The organism is Paraburkholderia nodosa, assembly GCF_001718195.1.
GTDB lineage: Bacteria > Pseudomonadota > Gammaproteobacteria > Burkholderiales > Burkholderiaceae > Paraburkholderia > Paraburkholderia nodosa_A.
Map to the genome: position 1 here is coordinate 79414 of NZ_MCNV01000024.1, position 15076 is coordinate 94489.

Below are 15076 nucleotides of genomic sequence, written 5' to 3' on the forward strand. Positions count from 1 at the left end.
GGCATGCCATGAGTGTTAACCCGATAGCTCACTGTGAACCCCTCTGCCAAGGGATTGCCGCTTTTTCTTGATGAATCCGACGATGAAAAACGAGGAGGAGAGATGACTGCATACTGGATTGCACATGTCACCGTGCTGGACGCCGCGAAGTACAAGGACTACACGGACATCGCGCCGCTGGCGTTCAAGAAGTTCGGCGCCGTATTCCTCGCGCGCGGTGGTGCGGCGCAGGTGCTGGAAGGCGAGTCGTTCGCGCGGCACGTCGTGATCCGGTTCCCCGATATGCAAACGGCGCTCGACTGCTACCACTCGCCGGAGTATCAGGCGGCCAAGGCGAAGCGCGATGGCCATTGCGTGGCGCAGATCTCGATCGTCGAGGGGCTGGAGAACTGACCGGGCCGTTGCGGAGGGGCGCAAAAGGGGCAAAGCGCAGGCAGAAGGAAAGCTGGGCGTCAGTTGCGTCATAATATGGCATTCCATGTCCGCGTCCTTGTGCGCGGGCTTTCGTCCTTCTCCTGTTGCCGCCTATGCAAGACCTCAAAATCGATCGCAATGCCAAGACCCTGCGTGAGCTCACGCTCGACAAACTGCGCGGCGCGATAGTCCAGGGGTATTTCCGGCCGGGCACGCGCCTCGTCGAACGCACGCTGTGCGACGAGCTTGGCGTGAGCCGCACGGTGGTGCGCGAGGTGCTTAGGCATCTCGAGACCGAGGGGCTCGTCGAGACCGTCGCGCGGCAGGGGCCGATCGTGGCGCGGCTCGATCCCACGCAAGTGGGCGAGATCTACGAGTTGCGCGGATTGCTCGAAGCCAATGCTGCCCGGGCCTGCGCCGAGAACGCCACGCCCGAAGTCGTGCAGCGGCTGCGCGCGATCCGCGCGATCATCGAGGATGCGTTCGAAAAGCGCGACCTGCCGCGCGTGGTGGAGCACACCGAGCGCTTCTATGAAACGCTGTTCGAAGCCGCCAACAAGCAGGTGTCGCTCACGGTCGTCAAAACGCTCAACGCGCGTATCAACCGCTTGCGCGCGTTGACTATCGCGATGCCGGGGCGCGGCGGCGACTCCAATCGAGAGATGAACCTGCTGCTCGACGCCATCGAGCGGCGCGACGGCGAAGCGGCCTCCGCGGCGTCGTTCGCGCATATCAAGCGCGTCTCCGAGCTGGCGCTATCGGCGCTCGCCCAGCAGAACGAAGGTCTCAGCGACGCCTGACGCTCTAGCTGACCCGCCAGCCTAAAAAGGCCGCCGGCACACGCTGGCGGCCTTTTCTTTTGTCTGCTCAATTCAGGTCGATCGGGCGCAGCCGAAAGCATGCCAGCGCGCCCGCGAGCGATCTCATGGTATTCCATAATACGCAATAGTTTGTTGTGGGCCATAAGATGGCATACCATAATCTCATCGAACGCGAACTCCGGCGATTTTCCGTATCGGCTGAGTCGCCGGATGGAGCATGAATTCCATGAAGCCTGCTTTCGCCTCCGAACATGGCGTCTCGCGCGCGCAGCGCGGTCGAACCGCGGGCACGTGCTACAGCGTGTACGCGCCGCAATCGAGCGCCGCGTGCGAAACCGTGGTGCTGATCCATGGCGTCGGCATGAATCAGAGCGTGTGGGCGCCGCAGATCGATGCGTTGTCCGAATCGTTTCGCGTCGTCGCCTACGACATGCTGGGTCACGGCGAGAGCGCGCTGCCGAGCGCACAGCCCACGCTCGACGAATACGCCGCGCAGCTCGAGTCGCTGCTCGATGCCATCCAGGTCGAGCGCGCGCACGTGGTGGGGCATTCGATGGGCGCGCTCGTCGCGCTCGAATTCGCGCTGCTCAATGCGTCGCGCACGTTGAGCGTCGTTGCGCTGAACGCGGTGTACGACCGCACGCCGGCGCAGCGCGAAGCGGTGATGACGCGCGCGGCGAGTCTCGGCGAAGCGCCGGCCGCAAGCGGCGTGGACGCGACGCTCTCGCGCTGGTTCGGCCACCCGATCCCGGGGCATCTGACCCAGGCGGCGCAAGCGGTGCGTGCGCTGCTGCTCGCCGTCGATCCCGTGGGCTACGCGCGCACGTACCGTCTTTTCGCATCTTCCGACGCCGCGCACGTGGGCCGTCTCGCGAATCTGGAGGTACCCGCGCTCTTTCTCACCGGCGAGTGCGATCCGAATTCGAGCGCGCAGATGTCGCACGCAATGGCGTCCGTCGCGCCGCGCGCCCGCGCGGAAGTCATTGCGAACGCGCGCCACATGATGAACGTCACCGACCCGGAACGCGTCAACGCAAGCCTGCTCGCGTTCCTGGCCGTTGCGTCGGCGACGCAGGCAGCCAATACCGCAGCAAACACAGGAGAACGCCATGGCTGAGCCGATGACTGCCCAACCCGCGCAACCGGCTTTCGATATCGCCGAATTTCGCCGCGCGCTGGGCGCGTTCGTGACGGGCGTGACCGTCGTCACGACGATCCAGCCCGACGGATCGCCGCGCGGCTTCACGGCCAACTCGTTCACCTCGGTGTCGCTCGACCCGCCGCTCATTCTGGTGTGCATCGCCAAGACGGCGTCGAGCTATGCGGTGTTCTCGCAAACGGGCCGCTTCGCGGTGAGCGTGCTCGCCGAAGACCAGCAGCAAGTTTCGGGCGTGTTCGCCTCGAAGGCCGCCGACAAGTTCGCGCAAGTGCCCTGGAGCGCGCGCAAAACGGGTGCGCCCGTGATGGACGGCGCGGCGGCGAGCTTCGACTGCACGACGCATGAAGTCGTCGACGCAGGCGACCACATCATCCTGATCGGCCGCGTGGTGGACGTCGTGCAAACGAGTTCGACGCCGCTTGGCTACTGCCGCGGCGCGTACGTGAACTTCAGTCTCTCGCAGGATGCGCTGGCTGCAGCCGGCGTGCGCGCGAAAGTGGGCGCGATTCTCGAGCATCGCGACGACCTCGTGCTCATCGACACGCCCGAAGGCGTGGCGTTGCCGACGGGCGTCAAGCTCGAACCGGCCAGCGACGCGGCGAGCCTGCGCGGCGTCCTCGCGAAGCTCGGCCTGCGCGCCCATCTCGACTTTCTGTTCGCCGTGTTCGAAGACGGCAGCGGCAAAGGGCCGAGCGAGCATATCTACTACCGCGGCCGCGTGATTCACAACGGCTCGCCCTGGCTCGACAGCAGCATCCGCATCGTGCCGCTCTCGCAGATTCCTTGGGACGAATTGAGCGACGACGCCGTGCGCTCGATGCTCGAACGGTATGTGCGCGAACGCAAGCAGGACGCATTCGGCATCTACGTGGGCGACAGCGAAGCCGGCACCGTGCAGCCGCTCGCCCTCGCGCATTGACGGCACGGCACCGAACACAACCATGAAGAAGCCGGCGCGTCTTCCCGCAGCCGGCCTGACGAAGCGACAACCAACCGTATCCCCGGAGATAGCCATGAGCAGCAGAAGCACCTCGTTTTTCGCGCCGATGTTCATTGCGTGCGCAGCGACACTCGCAGCAGCACCCGCACTGGCCGCGGACCCCATCGTCTTCACGAGTTGGGGCGGCACCACGCAATCGTCGCAACAGAAGGATTGGGCGCAGCCGTTCACGCAGGCGAGCGGCATCACCGTGCTGATGGACGGCCCGACCGACTACGGCAAGCTCAAGGCGATGGTCGACAGCGGCAACGTGAGCTGGGACGTCGTGGACGTGGAGGGCGACTTCGCCTATGCCGCGCAGAAGGCCGGACTGATCGAGCCGATCGACTATTCGGTGGTGAAGAAGGACGAGCTGGACCCGCGCTTCGCGTCGCAGGCCGCGGTGGGCAGCTTCTATTACTCGTTCGTGCTCGGCTACAACAAGGCGAAATACACGGGCGCGCAGCCGCAAGCCTGGGCTGACCTGTTCGACACCAAGCGCTTCCCGGGCAAGCGCACGTTCTACAAGTGGTCGGCGCCGGGCGTGCTCGAAATCGCGCTGCTCGCCGACGGCGTGCCGCCCAACAAGCTCTATCCGCTCGACCTCGACCGCGCGTTCAAGAAGCTCGACACGATCAAGAGCGACATCGTGTGGTGGAGCGGCGGCGCGCAGTCGCAGCAGCTGCTCGCATCGGGCGAGGCGCCGATCGGCATGTTCTGGAACGGCCGCCTGCACGCGCTCGCGCAAACCGGCGTGCCCGTCGGCATTTCGTGGGACCAGAACCTCACCGCCGCCGACATGCTCGTGATCCCGAAGGGCGCGAAGCACCGCGACGCGGCGATGAAGTATCTCGCCGCAGCGACGAGCCCGCAGGCCCAGGCCAAATTCGCGGCCGATACCGGTTACGCGCCGATCAACGTGAAGTCGGCCGCGCTGATGTCGCCGGCCATGGCGAAGACGCTGCCCGATCAATACAAGGCATCGCAGATCAATCTCGACATGAAGTACTGGGCCGAGAACCGCGATGCGATTGCGAAGCGCTGGTACGCGTGGCAATCGAAGTAAGCGAGTCCCGTCGTCGCGAACCGGTTCAAAAGGAAACACCATGCCTAACGTATTGAGTACCGTCGCGCAACCAGCCGCGGCGGCCACGCGCAAACGGCGCGACTGGCGCAGCATGCGGCTGCTGGCGCCCGCCATGCTGCTGCTCGTGATCTTCTTCCTGCTGCCGGTGCTCTCGCTGCTGCTGCGCAGCGTGCTGGAGCCGACGCCGGGTCTGCACAACTACCAGCAGTTGCTCGGCTCGACCACGTATTTGCGCGTGTTCGGCAATACGTTCCTCGTGGCGACGGTCGTGACGCTCGTCACGCTGCTCGTCGGCTTTCCGATGGCGTGGCTGCTCGCCATCGCGCCGCGCAAGGTCAGCGCCGTGTTCTTCGCGATCCTGCTGCTGTCGATGTGGACCAACCTGCTCGCACGGACCTTCGCGTGGATGGTGCTGTTGCAGGAAACGGGGCCGATCAACCGTATGCTGATGGCGATCGGCGTGATCCATGAGCCGCTCTCGCTCGTCAACAACTTGACGGGAGTCACGATCGGCATGACCTACATCATGCTGCCGTTTCTCGTCATGCCGCTGCACGCCACGCTGCGCAGCATCGACCCGTCGACGCTGCGCGCCGCCGCCGTGTGCGGTGCGAGCCGCTGGCAGGCCTTCTGGCGAATTCTCGTGCCGCTCGCCATGCCGGGCGTCGCCTCGGGCGCGCTCATGGTGTTCGTGATGGCGCTGGGCTACTTCGTCACGCCCGCGCTGCTGGGCGGACCTTCGTACATGATGCTCGCGGAACTCATCGCGCAGCTCGTGCAGGAACTCTTGAACTGGGGCCTCGCCGGCGCCGCCGCATTCGTGCTGCTCGCCGTGACGCTCTCGCTCTATGCGCTGCAACTGCGCTTTACGCGCAACGCGCGCGCAAGTCTCGGAGGGCGCTGACATGTTGCTCGATTTCGATCGCCTGGGCGCGTTGCGCTGGATGTTGCTGGCCGTGGGCGGGGCCGTCGCGCTGTTTCTCCTGCTGCCGATCGTCTTTATCGTCGCGCTCTCGTTCGGCGACTCGCAGTGGCTCATCTTTCCAGCGCCGGGCTGGACGCTCGAATGGTACCGGCAGCTCTTCACCGATGCGGGCTGGATCGACTCGCTGCTCACGAGCGCGAAGCTCGCCGTGATCGTCACGGTGCTTTCCGTCGCCATCGGTTTTCTCGCTTCGCTTGCGCTCGTACGCGGCAAGTTTCGCGGGCGCGGCGCGGTGCAGGCCTTCTTCATCACGCCGATGGTGCTGCCGGTCGTGGTGCTTGCCGTCGCGCTCTATGCGTTCTTCCTGCGCGTCGGCATGAACGGCACGATGACGGGTTTCGTGATCGGCCACCTGATCATCGCCTTGCCGTTCTCGATCATCTCGATCAGCAATTCGCTCGCGAGCTTCGACACGTCACTGGAAGACGCTGCGCTCATTTGCGGCGCCTCACCGCTGATGGTGAAGCTGAAGGTCACGCTGCCGGCCATCCGGCTCGGGCTCTACGCCGCGGCGATCTTTTCGTTCCTCGCATCGTGGGACGAGGTGGTCGTGTCGATCTTCATGTCGAGCCCGACGCTGCAGACGCTGCCCGTGCGGATCTGGTCCACGCTGCGCCAGGACCTGACGCCCGTCGTTGCAGCGGCGTCTTCGCTGCTCGTCGCGTTGACAACGTTATTGATGCTGGCGGGCGCTCTCGTGCGCCGCGGCCGCTAATCGAGGTAAACAAGCCATGACTGCTTTCCTGCAAATCCAGCGCCTGCGCAAGACCTACGACGACGTCGTCGCCATCGACCAGGTGTCGCTCGATGTGCGCAAGGGCGAATTCATGACCTTCCTCGGACCGTCGGGGTCGGGCAAGAGCACGACGCTCTATATCGTCGCGGGCTTTCAGGAGCCCACGGAAGGGCGCGTGCTGCTCGACGGCAAGCCGCTGCTGGCGGTGGCGCCCAACAAGCGCAACATCGGCATGGTGTTTCAGCGCTATACGCTCTTTCCGCATCTCACGGTGGGCGAGAACGTGGCGTTTCCGCTGCGCGTGCGCCGCCGCCCCGAAGCCGAGGTCAAGGCGAAAGTGGAAAAGATGCTCAAGCTCGTGCATCTTTCCGAGTGCCGCGACCGCATGCCCGCACAGCTCTCGGGCGGGCAACAGCAACGCGTGGCGATTGCGCGCGCACTGGCCTACGATCCGCCCGTGCTGCTGATGGACGAACCGCTCTCGGCGCTCGACAAGAAGCTGCGCGAGGAAATCCAGCTCGAATTGCGCCGCATTCACCAGGAGACGGGCGTGACGATTCTCTACGTCACGCACGACCAGGAAGAAGCGCTGCGCCTCTCCGACCGCATCGCCGTGTTCAACAAAGGCCGCATCGAGCAGGTCGGCACGGGCGAGGAGCTTTACGCGAACCCGGCTTCGCGCTTTGTTGCGAGCTTCATCGGCAATTCGAATTTCCTGCCCGTGAAGGTGACGAAGACCAGCGAAGGCCGCATGAACGGCGTGTTCCCGAATGGCCATGAAATCGCATCGGACGCGTTCAATCCGTCACTCGCCGCCGGCGACGACGGCACGCTGATGATCCGCCCGGAGCAGATGCGCCTCAGCTCGCTGCAAGGCGCAAACGGCACGACAGGCTTGCCCGTAACGGTGCGCGACGTCACCTATCTCGGCGACGCCATGCACTACGCGGTAGCCACGCCCTGGCAGCAGGAGATCTCGATTCGCATGCCGGCGGCGCATCGCCACGACGGCGGGATCATGATCGGCACGCAGGCGCTCGTCGACTGGGACGCGCGCGACGTGCGCCTGTTCGCGCAAGCGTGATGGCGGCTGTCATGAGTGACGCACTGCCATCGCTGCGGGTCGAACGCCCCACGGCCACCTTGCGGGAACTCGCGCTCGAAAAAATGCGCACGGCCATTCTGGAGGCGCACTTTCATCCAGGCGAGCGGCTGGTCGAGCGCTCGCTGTGCGAAATTCTCGGCGTGAGCCGCACCGTTGTGCGGGAAGTTTTGCGGCATCTGGAAACGGAGGGTCTCGTCGACTCGATTCCGAACCAGGGGCCGATCGTCGCCGTGCTCGACTTCGAGACGGCGGCGGAGATCTACGAAATACGCGCACTCCTTGAAGGCGAAGCCGCCATGGCGTGCGCGCAGCATGCTGACGAGAGCATCGTCGCGGATCTCGCCGGCTTCATCGACCGGATCCAGGCGGCCTTCGAAGCGCAGGACCATCATGCCGTGCGAGCACTCACCACGGCCTTCTACGAGCGCATGTTCATTGCCGGGCAAAAGCGCGTGGCCTGGGAGACCGTGCAGTCGTTGACGGCGCGCATCAACCGCTTGCGGGCCCTGACAATCGCTTCCGATGACCGCGGCCGCCAGGCTGTCGATGAAATGCACCGCATCCTGAGCGCCATTCAAGCCGGCAACGCGACCGGCGCACGCGAGGCCGCGATCGCGCACGTGGACAGAGTGGCCGAGATTGCGCGCAAGCTGCTGGCGGAGGGGCACGAGCACGCGTCGTGGCGCCAGGCAGGATAACGCAGCCTGGCTGTACTGACTATTGGCGTGCTCTGCCTGAGTGGGCCATCAACTTTTTATGCATCGAAGGAAAGTCACGTGGAATTGAAGACCCTGTTGAAAGACGCGGCGCTGTTGCGCCATCAAGCCTATATCGATGGGCAATGGTGCAAGGCCGACTCGGGCGCGAGCTTCGACGTGTTCGACCCGGCGACGGGCGCGTCGCTCGGCAGCGTGCCTTTGATGGGAGAAGCCGAAACGACGCGAGCCATCGAGGCGGCCAATGCCGCGTGGCCGGCGTGGCGCGTGCGCACGGCCAAGGAGCGTGCGGCAGTCATGCGCCGCTGGTACGACCTGATGATCGAGCACGCCGACGATCTCGCGCTGATCCTGACCGCGGAACAGGGCAAGCCGCTCGCGGAAGCGAAAGGCGAGATCGCCTACGGCGCGTCGTTCATCGAGTGGTTCGCCGAGGAAGGCAAACGCGTGGCGGGCGACACGCTAGCGACGCCCGCTTCGGACAAGCGGCTCGTTGTCATCAAGGAGCCGATCGGCGTTTGCGCCGCCATCACGCCGTGGAATTTCCCCACGGCCATGATTACCCGCAAGGTGGGCCCGGCGCTCGCGGCAGGCTGCCCGATCGTCGTGAAACCTGCGGAAGCCACGCCGTTCTCCGCGCTCGCATTGGCGGTGCTGGCGGAGCGGGCCGGCGTGCCCAGGGGCGTGCTCAACGTCGTCACTGGCGATCCCAAGGCGATTGGCGGCGCGATGACCAGCAGTCCCGTGGTTCGCAAGCTGTCGTTTACCGGTTCGACGGGCGTCGGGAGATTGCTGATGGCGCAAAGCGCGCCCACAGTGAAGAAGGTGACGCTCGAACTCGGCGGCAACGCGCCGTTCATCGTGTTCGACGACGCGGATCTCGATGCCGCGGTGGAAGGCGCCATCGCCTCGAAGTACCGCAACAACGGGCAAACGTGCGTCTGTACGAATCGCTTCTACGTGCATGAGCGCGTGTACGACGCGTTCGCCGCGAAGCTCGCGACAGCCGTTAAGGGGCTGAAGGTCGGGCACGGTACGGAGGGCGGCGTCACGCTCGGACCGCTCATCAACGAGGCAGCGGTCAGAAAGGTCGAAGCGCATATCGCCGATGCAGTGGACAAAGGCGCGACGCTCGCCACGGGCGGCAAGCGCCACACGCTCGGCTACGGCTTCTTCGAGCCCACGGTGCTGACCGGCGTCACCGCGCAAATGGATGTAGCGAGAGAAGAGACGTTCGGCCCGCTCGCGCCGCTGTTCCGTTTCTCGAGCGACGAAGAAGTGGTGAAGCTCGCCAACGACACGGAGTTCGGCCTCGCCGCCTACTTCTACAGCCGCGATATCGGCCGTATCTGGCGCGTGGCCGAGCAACTCGAATACGGCATGGTGGGCATCAATACCGGATTGATCTCGAACGAGGTCGCGCCGTTCGGCGGCGTCAAGCAATCGGGTCTGGGCCGGGAGGGGTCGCACTACGGCATCGATGATTATCTCGTCATCAAGTACCTGTGCATGGCGGTTTGATCGCCGGATTCACACAAAAAAGAATGGGGACACGCCGCCATGAATACGTCGTCATCAAGCAGCGCCGAGGTCGCGCTGGAACGCGCGCAAAGCGAAGCGGACTACCGCTTCGATCCCGCTTCCGTTGCGATACCCACTCGCGTGACGGTGCGAGTCGTCGCGATCTGCCTTGCGATGATCCTTGCCGAAGGCTATGACGTCGCGATTTACGGGGCGGTGCTGCCCATGCTCACGCATGGCACCGACTGGTCCTTGTCGGCGCTGCAACTCGGCGCGATCGCAAGCTGCTCGCTGGCGGGCATGATGATCGGCGCCATGGGTGCGGGCACGCTCAGCGACATGATCGGCCGGCGCCGCATGCTGCTCGGCAGTGCGGCGCTTTTCTCCGCGATGATGGCGGCCGCCGCGCTCGCGCCCACGCCAGCCTGGTTCGTCGTCGCGCGGATCGTGGGCGGACTCGGGCTTGGCGGCGTCGTGCCGACCGCGGCGGCGCTCACGGTCGAATACTCGCCGCCTGGGCGCCGTTCTTTCAACTATGCCTTGATTTACACGGGATATTCGCTGGGCGGCATTCTGGTCGCGCTGCTCGCGATGAACTGGTTGCCGACGCACGGCTGGCGGTTGCTGTTCGGTGTGGGCGCCGCGCCGCTCATCCTCGTGGCGCTCACGGCGCGCCATTTGCCGGAGTCGCTGGAGTTCCTGCTGGCGAGAAACCGCATCGCAGAGGCACGCGGCGTTGCACAAGCGCTCGGCATTCGACATTCGGCGCTAGAGAACGAAACCGGGGCGCGGGCCGTGCACGCTATGAATGCTGAAAAAGCCGCGCCGATTCGCGCGCTCTTCGACGCGTCCACCGTGCGCGCCACCCTGGCGTTCTGGATCGCGATGTTCATGGGCTTGCTTTTGCTCTACGGTCTGAGCACCTGGCTGCCGCAACTCATGCGCAAGGCCGGCTTCCCGCTCGGATCGAGCCTTGCATTGCTGGTGGTACTCAATTCAACCGCGGCTTTGGGCTCGCTGCTTGGTGGCGCGGTGGCCGACCGCCTGGGTTCGAAGTGCGTGGTCAGCGTGCTCTACCTGCTCGCCGCAGCCAGCCTGTGCGCACTGCCGTTCGCCCATGGCACGCTGCAAACCTATGTGCTCGTGGGCATTGCCGGGGTAGGCACGATCGGCAACACGATGCTGCTTGGCGCGTACATCACGCGCTACTATCCGCCCCGCAACCGGGCGACGGGCATTGGCTGGGCGCTGGGAATAGGGCGTTTCGGCGCAATCGCCGGGCCGCTGATCGGCGGCGCGCTGGCACAGGCGGGCGCGCCGCTGCCGTGGAACTTCTACGCATTTGCGGGCGCGGGCCTCGCAGCGGCGCTTGCTGTGCTTGCCGTTCCCAGGCAGGTTGCAGATAGCGAGTAACTCAATGCTGAAAGTGAAAAGCGGAGACCGGATTCAATATCCGGTCTCCGCTTTTTTTACCGCTTCAATCGTGCGCGTTGCGCCTTGCCCTATGCCACTGCCATTCCGCTCGTCGCGGCAATCGCCCATTGCGGCGCATCCTGCAACGCAACGGGGCGCAGGAAGCGCTCGATGGCCGCATAACCGACCGAGGTGGTTTGCGGCTGCGTCGAAGCGGGCCACGGGCCGCCATGCTGCTGCGCATCGCACACGGCAACGCCCGTCGGCACGCCGCCGAACAGCACGCGACCTGCGATACGTTGCGCAGCGACTGCGAGCGCACGATTTTCCGGCGTATCGGCTTGCGCGCCCCACAGCGTGACCGTGAGCGAACCTTCGACCGCGGCGAGCACGTCGAGCGTCTGCGCTTCGTCACGCACCTTCACGATCAGCGCGGCCGGGCCGAACATCTCTTCGTGCAGCGCCGCGTTGGCGATGAACGTCTGCGCGTCGGTTTCGAACAGACGCGGCGCGGGCGCTGCGGATTGCTCGTCGTCTGCCGGTGCGGCCAGACGCACGCGCACGCCCGCCTGGCTCGCGATATGCGCCGCGGCGCCTTCGAAACCGTGGCGCATGGCGGACGTGAGCATGGCATGCGGCTTTTGCGCGGACAACGCTTGCGCCAGCGCCTGTGCGAAGCGCTCGCCGTCGGCGTCGTCGCGCACGACGATCAACCCGGGGCTCGTGCAGAACTGGCCGCAGCCCATCGTGATCGAAGCGGCGAGGGTGGCGGCGGGCGTATCGACGCCTTCCGCAAGGGCTTGCGGCAGCACGACGAGCGGATTGATCGAGCCGAGTTCCCCATAAAACGGAATCGGCCGGCGACGCGCATTGGCCGCGCGCCACAGGGCCACGCCGCCCTGATACGAACCCGTGAACGCCACCGCCGCGACATCGGCGTGACCGACGAGATGCACGGCCGCTTCGCGCGACGCCTGATCGACGAACGCGATCACGCCTTCGGGCAGGCCTTGTTCGCGCAGCACCCGCGCGGCGAGCGCATGCACGCGGCGCGACAGTTCGGGATGGCCCGAGTGCGGCTTGACGATCACCGTGCAACCCGCGGCGAGCGCCGAGGCCGTATCGCCGCCGAGCACCGAGAACGCGAACGGGAAATTGCTCGCCGAGAACATCGCCACCGGCCCGAGCGGCAGTTGCACGCGCGTGAGGTGCGGGCGGCCTGCTGGCGGCGCGCCGGGAACGGCCGCGTCGTCGACGTGGCGATTGGCGATGCCTGCTTCCACGCGCTCGGCAAAGCCGCGCAGTTGAAACGCGGTGCGCGCGAGTTCGCCATTCAAACGCGCGGCGCCAAGCGACGTTTCTTCGTCCGCAATGGCGACGAGCTGCGCGGCGTCGCGTTCGAGCGCGTCGGCGAGGCCGCGCAGCAGGGCGCTGCGCACGGCACGCGAAGCCGCGCCGTAAAGGGCCTGTGCTTCACGCGCGAGCGCGGCGGCTTCGTCGATACGCGCGAAAGACGCGTTGTTTTCTGTCTGCATTCCGAATTCACTCCAGATTAAAAAAGACCGCGCTCGGCGAGATTGGTATAAAGAGCGCGCACGCCGAACGTCCACGGTTCGATTTCGGTGCAAAGGCGCACGGTGTTGACGATGGCGCCAAGCGGCGGCGCGCTGATCGTGACCCGGTCGCCAAGGTGATGCGTGAAGCCGCCGCCGGGCGCGTCGCGGTCCTTGATCGGCGAGAACATCGTGCCGAGGAACAGCATGAAACCGTCCGGATACTGATGGTGGCGGCCCCATGCCTGCGAAACGAGGTCGAGCGGATCGCGGCTGATTTCCTGCATGTGGCTCACGCCTTCGAGCAGGAAGTTGTCGTCGGCGCCTTCCACGCGAAGCGAGACGCTGGTGGTACGAACCGCGTCGAGCGTGAAGCCTTCATCGAACAGACGAATGAACGGACCGATTGCGCACGAGCCGTTGTTGTCCTTGCATTTGCCGAGCAGCAGGGCCGAGCGGCCTTCGATGTCGCGCAAATTGACGTCGTTGCCGAGCGTCGCCCCGACCACCTCGCCGCGGCTGTTGACCGCGAGCACGACCTCGGGCTCGGGGTTATTCCACGCCGAGGCGGGATGCAGGCCGATATCGGCGCCGAAGCCCACGGAGGACATCGGCTGGGACTTCGAGAACACCTCGGCGTCCGGCCCAATACCGACTTCCATGTATTGCGACCACGCACCACGGCGCTGAAGTTCTTCCTTCAGCTTGATCGCGGCCTCGGACCCCGGCTTGATTTTCGAAAGATCGGCGCCGATCAGCTTCGTGATTTCGGTGCGCACGTCCTGGGCTTTGGCGGGATCGCCACCGGCCTGTTCTTCGATCACGCGTTCCAGAAGACTCACGGCGAACGTCACGCCACACGCCTTGATGGCCTGCAGATCACAGGGCGCGAGCAGCCAGGGGCGATCCGCGGGGCGATCGCCCGTGAAGCTGTGTTCGAGCAGCGCCTCGGCCGTGCCCAGCGGCTCGCCTGGCGTATGCCGCACGACATCGAGCAGATCGTCGTATTCGAACAAGTCGGCCGTGGTGGGGGCCACCTGCGAAATATCGAAGACCATGCCGCCGCGCACCACGACGACGCACGGCCCGTCACCCTCCGGCGTGGGCCGCCAGACACGGCCGACGAGCAGCGCGCTATCGAGATCGTGCGGGAGATAAGCGGATGTTGAGGACATGGCGGGCGTTCCGGATTGAGCGTGGCGACACGCATCGTAGGGCGGATGCGCGTGCGCGTCCAAAGGAACGCCTCTTTGTCCAACTGGCTGGACGATCGGCCGCCGCGGAAGAATGACCCGGCGACGGCCCGTAATGCGGGTTAGAACAGGTGCTTGATGCCGGCCGACACCGCAACCTGATTCGAGGTTGTCGAGGGCGAGAGATAGCCGATGTCCGCGACTGCCTGGCGGCCCCACGAATCGACCCCGCTCGCATGCTGGTAGGCAGCCGTCACATACAGCTCGGTGGCTTTCGAGAGCGAGTAGCCGGTGCCCAGATTCCACTGCTCGTAGCGCGCGCCGCCCGTACCGTTCAGGTTGCCGCCGTTCGTGTAATCGAACGAAGTGCCGACGCGCAGGAAGGGCGTGACCTGGTAGCGCACGCTCGCCCCCACCGTATTGAACGAGGCCGTGCCATGGTAGTTCTGCGTGTTCAGCGCGGCAGTGGCGCCGAGATCGCGGTATTGCGTGTTCGACCAGGCGAGGCCCAGGATGGCGGAGCCGATCGTCCAGGTCGAGGCCACGGCGACCGTCTGTTGCGTGCGGGCGGACGCGAATCCCGAGATGGACGGGTTCGATGCCGGCGTCGTGGCGGACCCGGCGGAGCCGAGATTGTTGCCGGTGGCACTCGCATTCGCATTGGTGCCATAGAGCGAAGTGTTCGGATTGCGCGCGTTGATGATCGATGCCGCGACGGCAACGCTCGGCCCGGTATAGCTGAAGCCCGCGGACCAATACTGATTCTGCGTGAAGTTGCCGGCTATTCCGCCCAGGCTGTACAGCGCGCCGAACCGGAATCCTCCAAAGGAGTCCGAACTGTACTTGACCGCGTTGTTGATGCGGTGCGTGAAATTCAGATTGTCATAGTCGGCCGGATGGATCGCGAGGTTGCCGAAGTACCAGGCATAGAGCAGCGGCGACACATAATCCACCGCGGCGTCCGACTGACGCCCGAGCGATGCGGTACCGTAGTTGGGCGCGGTGACCCCGATCCAGGCCTGACGGCCGAACAGGGTGCCGCCCTGGCCGAGCGTGCCATTGCTGACGCTGAAGCCGCTTTCGAGCACGAACAGCGTCTTCACGCTGCCGCCCAGATCTTCGATGCCTTTCAGGCCCCAGCGGCTCGAACTCGGGCCCGAGGTGCCGCTGTCGAACTGGGCGACCTGCCCGCCGCCTGTGGGCTTGCCACCGGCAGGCGTTGCCGCCGTCTGAACGTTGTTCGTGTACGTCACGTTGCCCGTGACGATCCCGTAGAGCGTCACGCTGCTTTGGGCATAGGCGGCGACGGGCGACAGTGCGATGGTAGTGAGCGCGAGAAGTGTTTTTTTCATGGTTGTGGGCTTGTCAAGCCGTGGTCGAGGCTAAGGCATCGG

At 65.3% G+C, this 15076-nt stretch carries 14 protein-coding genes; 11 read left to right on the plus strand and 3 right to left on the minus strand.

Annotation, left to right across the window (positions count from 1 at the left end; all coding sequences use genetic code 11):
* The first annotated feature begins 102 nt into the window (after positions 1-102).
* The 11 genes from BFD71_RS30340 to BFD71_RS30390 all read left to right on the plus strand — a co-directional run bounded on the left by BFD71_RS30340 (position 103) and on the right by BFD71_RS30390 (position 10936).
* A complete protein-coding gene (locus tag BFD71_RS30340; protein WP_069268000.1) occupies positions 103-393 on the plus strand; it encodes a DUF1330 domain-containing protein in 291 nt (96 codons plus the stop codon).
* Positions 394-527: 134 nt separating this feature from the next.
* Positions 528-1214, plus strand: a complete 687-nt coding sequence (locus tag BFD71_RS30345; RefSeq protein ID WP_069268001.1) for a GntR family transcriptional regulator — start codon at positions 528-530, stop codon at positions 1212-1214.
* Between the two features lie 247 nt (positions 1215-1461).
* The gene (locus BFD71_RS30350; protein ID WP_069268002.1) at positions 1462-2352 is read left to right on the plus strand and encodes an alpha/beta fold hydrolase; all 891 of its coding nucleotides are present in this window, start codon (positions 1462-1464) and stop codon (positions 2350-2352) included.
* Entirely contained in the window at positions 2345-3313 is a 969-nt protein-coding gene (locus tag BFD71_RS30355; RefSeq protein WP_069268003.1) for a flavin reductase, read from the plus strand. Before BFD71_RS30350 ends, BFD71_RS30355 begins: the two co-directional genes overlap by 8 nt.
* A 94-nt stretch (positions 3314-3407) precedes the next feature.
* Positions 3408-4439, plus strand: coding sequence for an ABC transporter substrate-binding protein (locus BFD71_RS30360; protein ID WP_069268004.1), 1032 nt, complete (start codon positions 3408-3410; stop codon positions 4437-4439).
* A gap of 40 nt (positions 4440-4479) precedes the next feature.
* Entirely contained in the window at positions 4480-5364 is an 885-nt protein-coding gene (locus BFD71_RS30365) for an ABC transporter permease (RefSeq protein WP_069268005.1), read from the plus strand.
* Position 5365: 1 nt separating this feature from the next.
* Entirely contained in the window at positions 5366-6160 is a 795-nt protein-coding gene (locus BFD71_RS30370; RefSeq protein ID WP_069268006.1) for an ABC transporter permease, read from the plus strand.
* A gap of 16 nt (positions 6161-6176) precedes the next feature.
* Complete coding sequence (locus tag BFD71_RS30375; protein WP_069268007.1) at positions 6177-7265, plus strand: ABC transporter ATP-binding protein; 1089 nt, start codon at positions 6177-6179, stop codon at positions 7263-7265.
* Positions 7266-7276: 11 nt separating this feature from the next.
* Complete coding sequence (locus BFD71_RS30380; protein ID WP_069268008.1) at positions 7277-7984, plus strand: GntR family transcriptional regulator; 708 nt, start codon at positions 7277-7279, stop codon at positions 7982-7984.
* Positions 7985-8062: 78 nt separating this feature from the next.
* Entirely contained in the window at positions 8063-9523 is a 1461-nt protein-coding gene (locus BFD71_RS30385) for an NAD-dependent succinate-semialdehyde dehydrogenase (RefSeq protein ID WP_069268009.1), read from the plus strand.
* Between the two features lie 39 nt (positions 9524-9562).
* Complete coding sequence (locus BFD71_RS30390) at positions 9563-10936, plus strand: MFS transporter (protein WP_083245550.1); 1374 nt, start codon at positions 9563-9565, stop codon at positions 10934-10936.
* Positions 10937-11025: 89 nt separating this feature from the next.
* On the opposite strand, the gene BFD71_RS30395 is transcribed toward BFD71_RS30390, so the two are convergent.
* The 3 genes from BFD71_RS30395 to BFD71_RS30405 form a co-directional block, all read right to left on the minus strand.
* Positions 11026-12471: an aldehyde dehydrogenase (NADP(+)) gene (locus tag BFD71_RS30395; RefSeq protein WP_069268010.1), complete on the minus strand. Its 1446-nt coding sequence runs from the start codon at positions 12469-12471 to the stop codon at positions 11026-11028.
* 17 nt (positions 12472-12488) lie between these two features.
* Complete coding sequence (locus BFD71_RS30400; protein ID WP_069268011.1) at positions 12489-13664, minus strand: fumarylacetoacetate hydrolase family protein; 1176 nt, start codon at positions 13662-13664, stop codon at positions 12489-12491.
* A 140-nt stretch (positions 13665-13804) separates the two neighbouring features.
* Entirely contained in the window at positions 13805-15034 is a 1230-nt protein-coding gene (locus BFD71_RS30405; RefSeq protein WP_069268012.1) for a porin, read from the minus strand.
* Positions 15035-15076: the final 42 nt, after the last annotated feature.

Excerpts from the sequence above, each read along its gene's own strand:
- BFD71_RS30390 (WP_083245550.1), top strand. The coding sequence starts at position 9,563 with ATGAATACGTCGTCATCAAGCAGCGCCGAGGTCGCGCTGGAACGCGCG.
- BFD71_RS30395 (WP_069268010.1), bottom strand. The coding sequence starts at position 12,471 with ATGCAGACAGAAAACAACGCGTCTTTCGCGCGTATCGACGAAGCCGCC.
- BFD71_RS30360 (WP_069268004.1), top strand. The coding sequence starts at position 3,408 with ATGAGCAGCAGAAGCACCTCGTTTTTCGCGCCGATGTTCATTGCGTGC.
- BFD71_RS30370 (WP_069268006.1), top strand. The coding sequence starts at position 5,366 with ATGTTGCTCGATTTCGATCGCCTGGGCGCGTTGCGCTGGATGTTGCTG.
- BFD71_RS30365 (WP_069268005.1), top strand. The coding sequence starts at position 4,480 with ATGCCTAACGTATTGAGTACCGTCGCGCAACCAGCCGCGGCGGCCACG.
- BFD71_RS30400 (WP_069268011.1), bottom strand. The coding sequence starts at position 13,664 with ATGTCCTCAACATCCGCTTATCTCCCGCACGATCTCGATAGCGCGCTG.
- BFD71_RS30340 (WP_069268000.1), top strand. The coding sequence starts at position 103 with ATGACTGCATACTGGATTGCACATGTCACCGTGCTGGACGCCGCGAAG.
- BFD71_RS30375 (WP_069268007.1), top strand. The coding sequence starts at position 6,177 with ATGACTGCTTTCCTGCAAATCCAGCGCCTGCGCAAGACCTACGACGAC.
- BFD71_RS30405 (WP_069268012.1), bottom strand. The coding sequence starts at position 15,034 with ATGAAAAAAACACTTCTCGCGCTCACTACCATCGCACTGTCGCCCGTC.
- BFD71_RS30355 (WP_069268003.1), top strand. The coding sequence starts at position 2,345 with ATGGCTGAGCCGATGACTGCCCAACCCGCGCAACCGGCTTTCGATATC.
- BFD71_RS30350 (WP_069268002.1), top strand. The coding sequence starts at position 1,462 with ATGAAGCCTGCTTTCGCCTCCGAACATGGCGTCTCGCGCGCGCAGCGC.
- BFD71_RS30380 (WP_069268008.1), top strand. The coding sequence starts at position 7,277 with ATGAGTGACGCACTGCCATCGCTGCGGGTCGAACGCCCCACGGCCACC.
- BFD71_RS30345 (WP_069268001.1), top strand. The coding sequence starts at position 528 with ATGCAAGACCTCAAAATCGATCGCAATGCCAAGACCCTGCGTGAGCTC.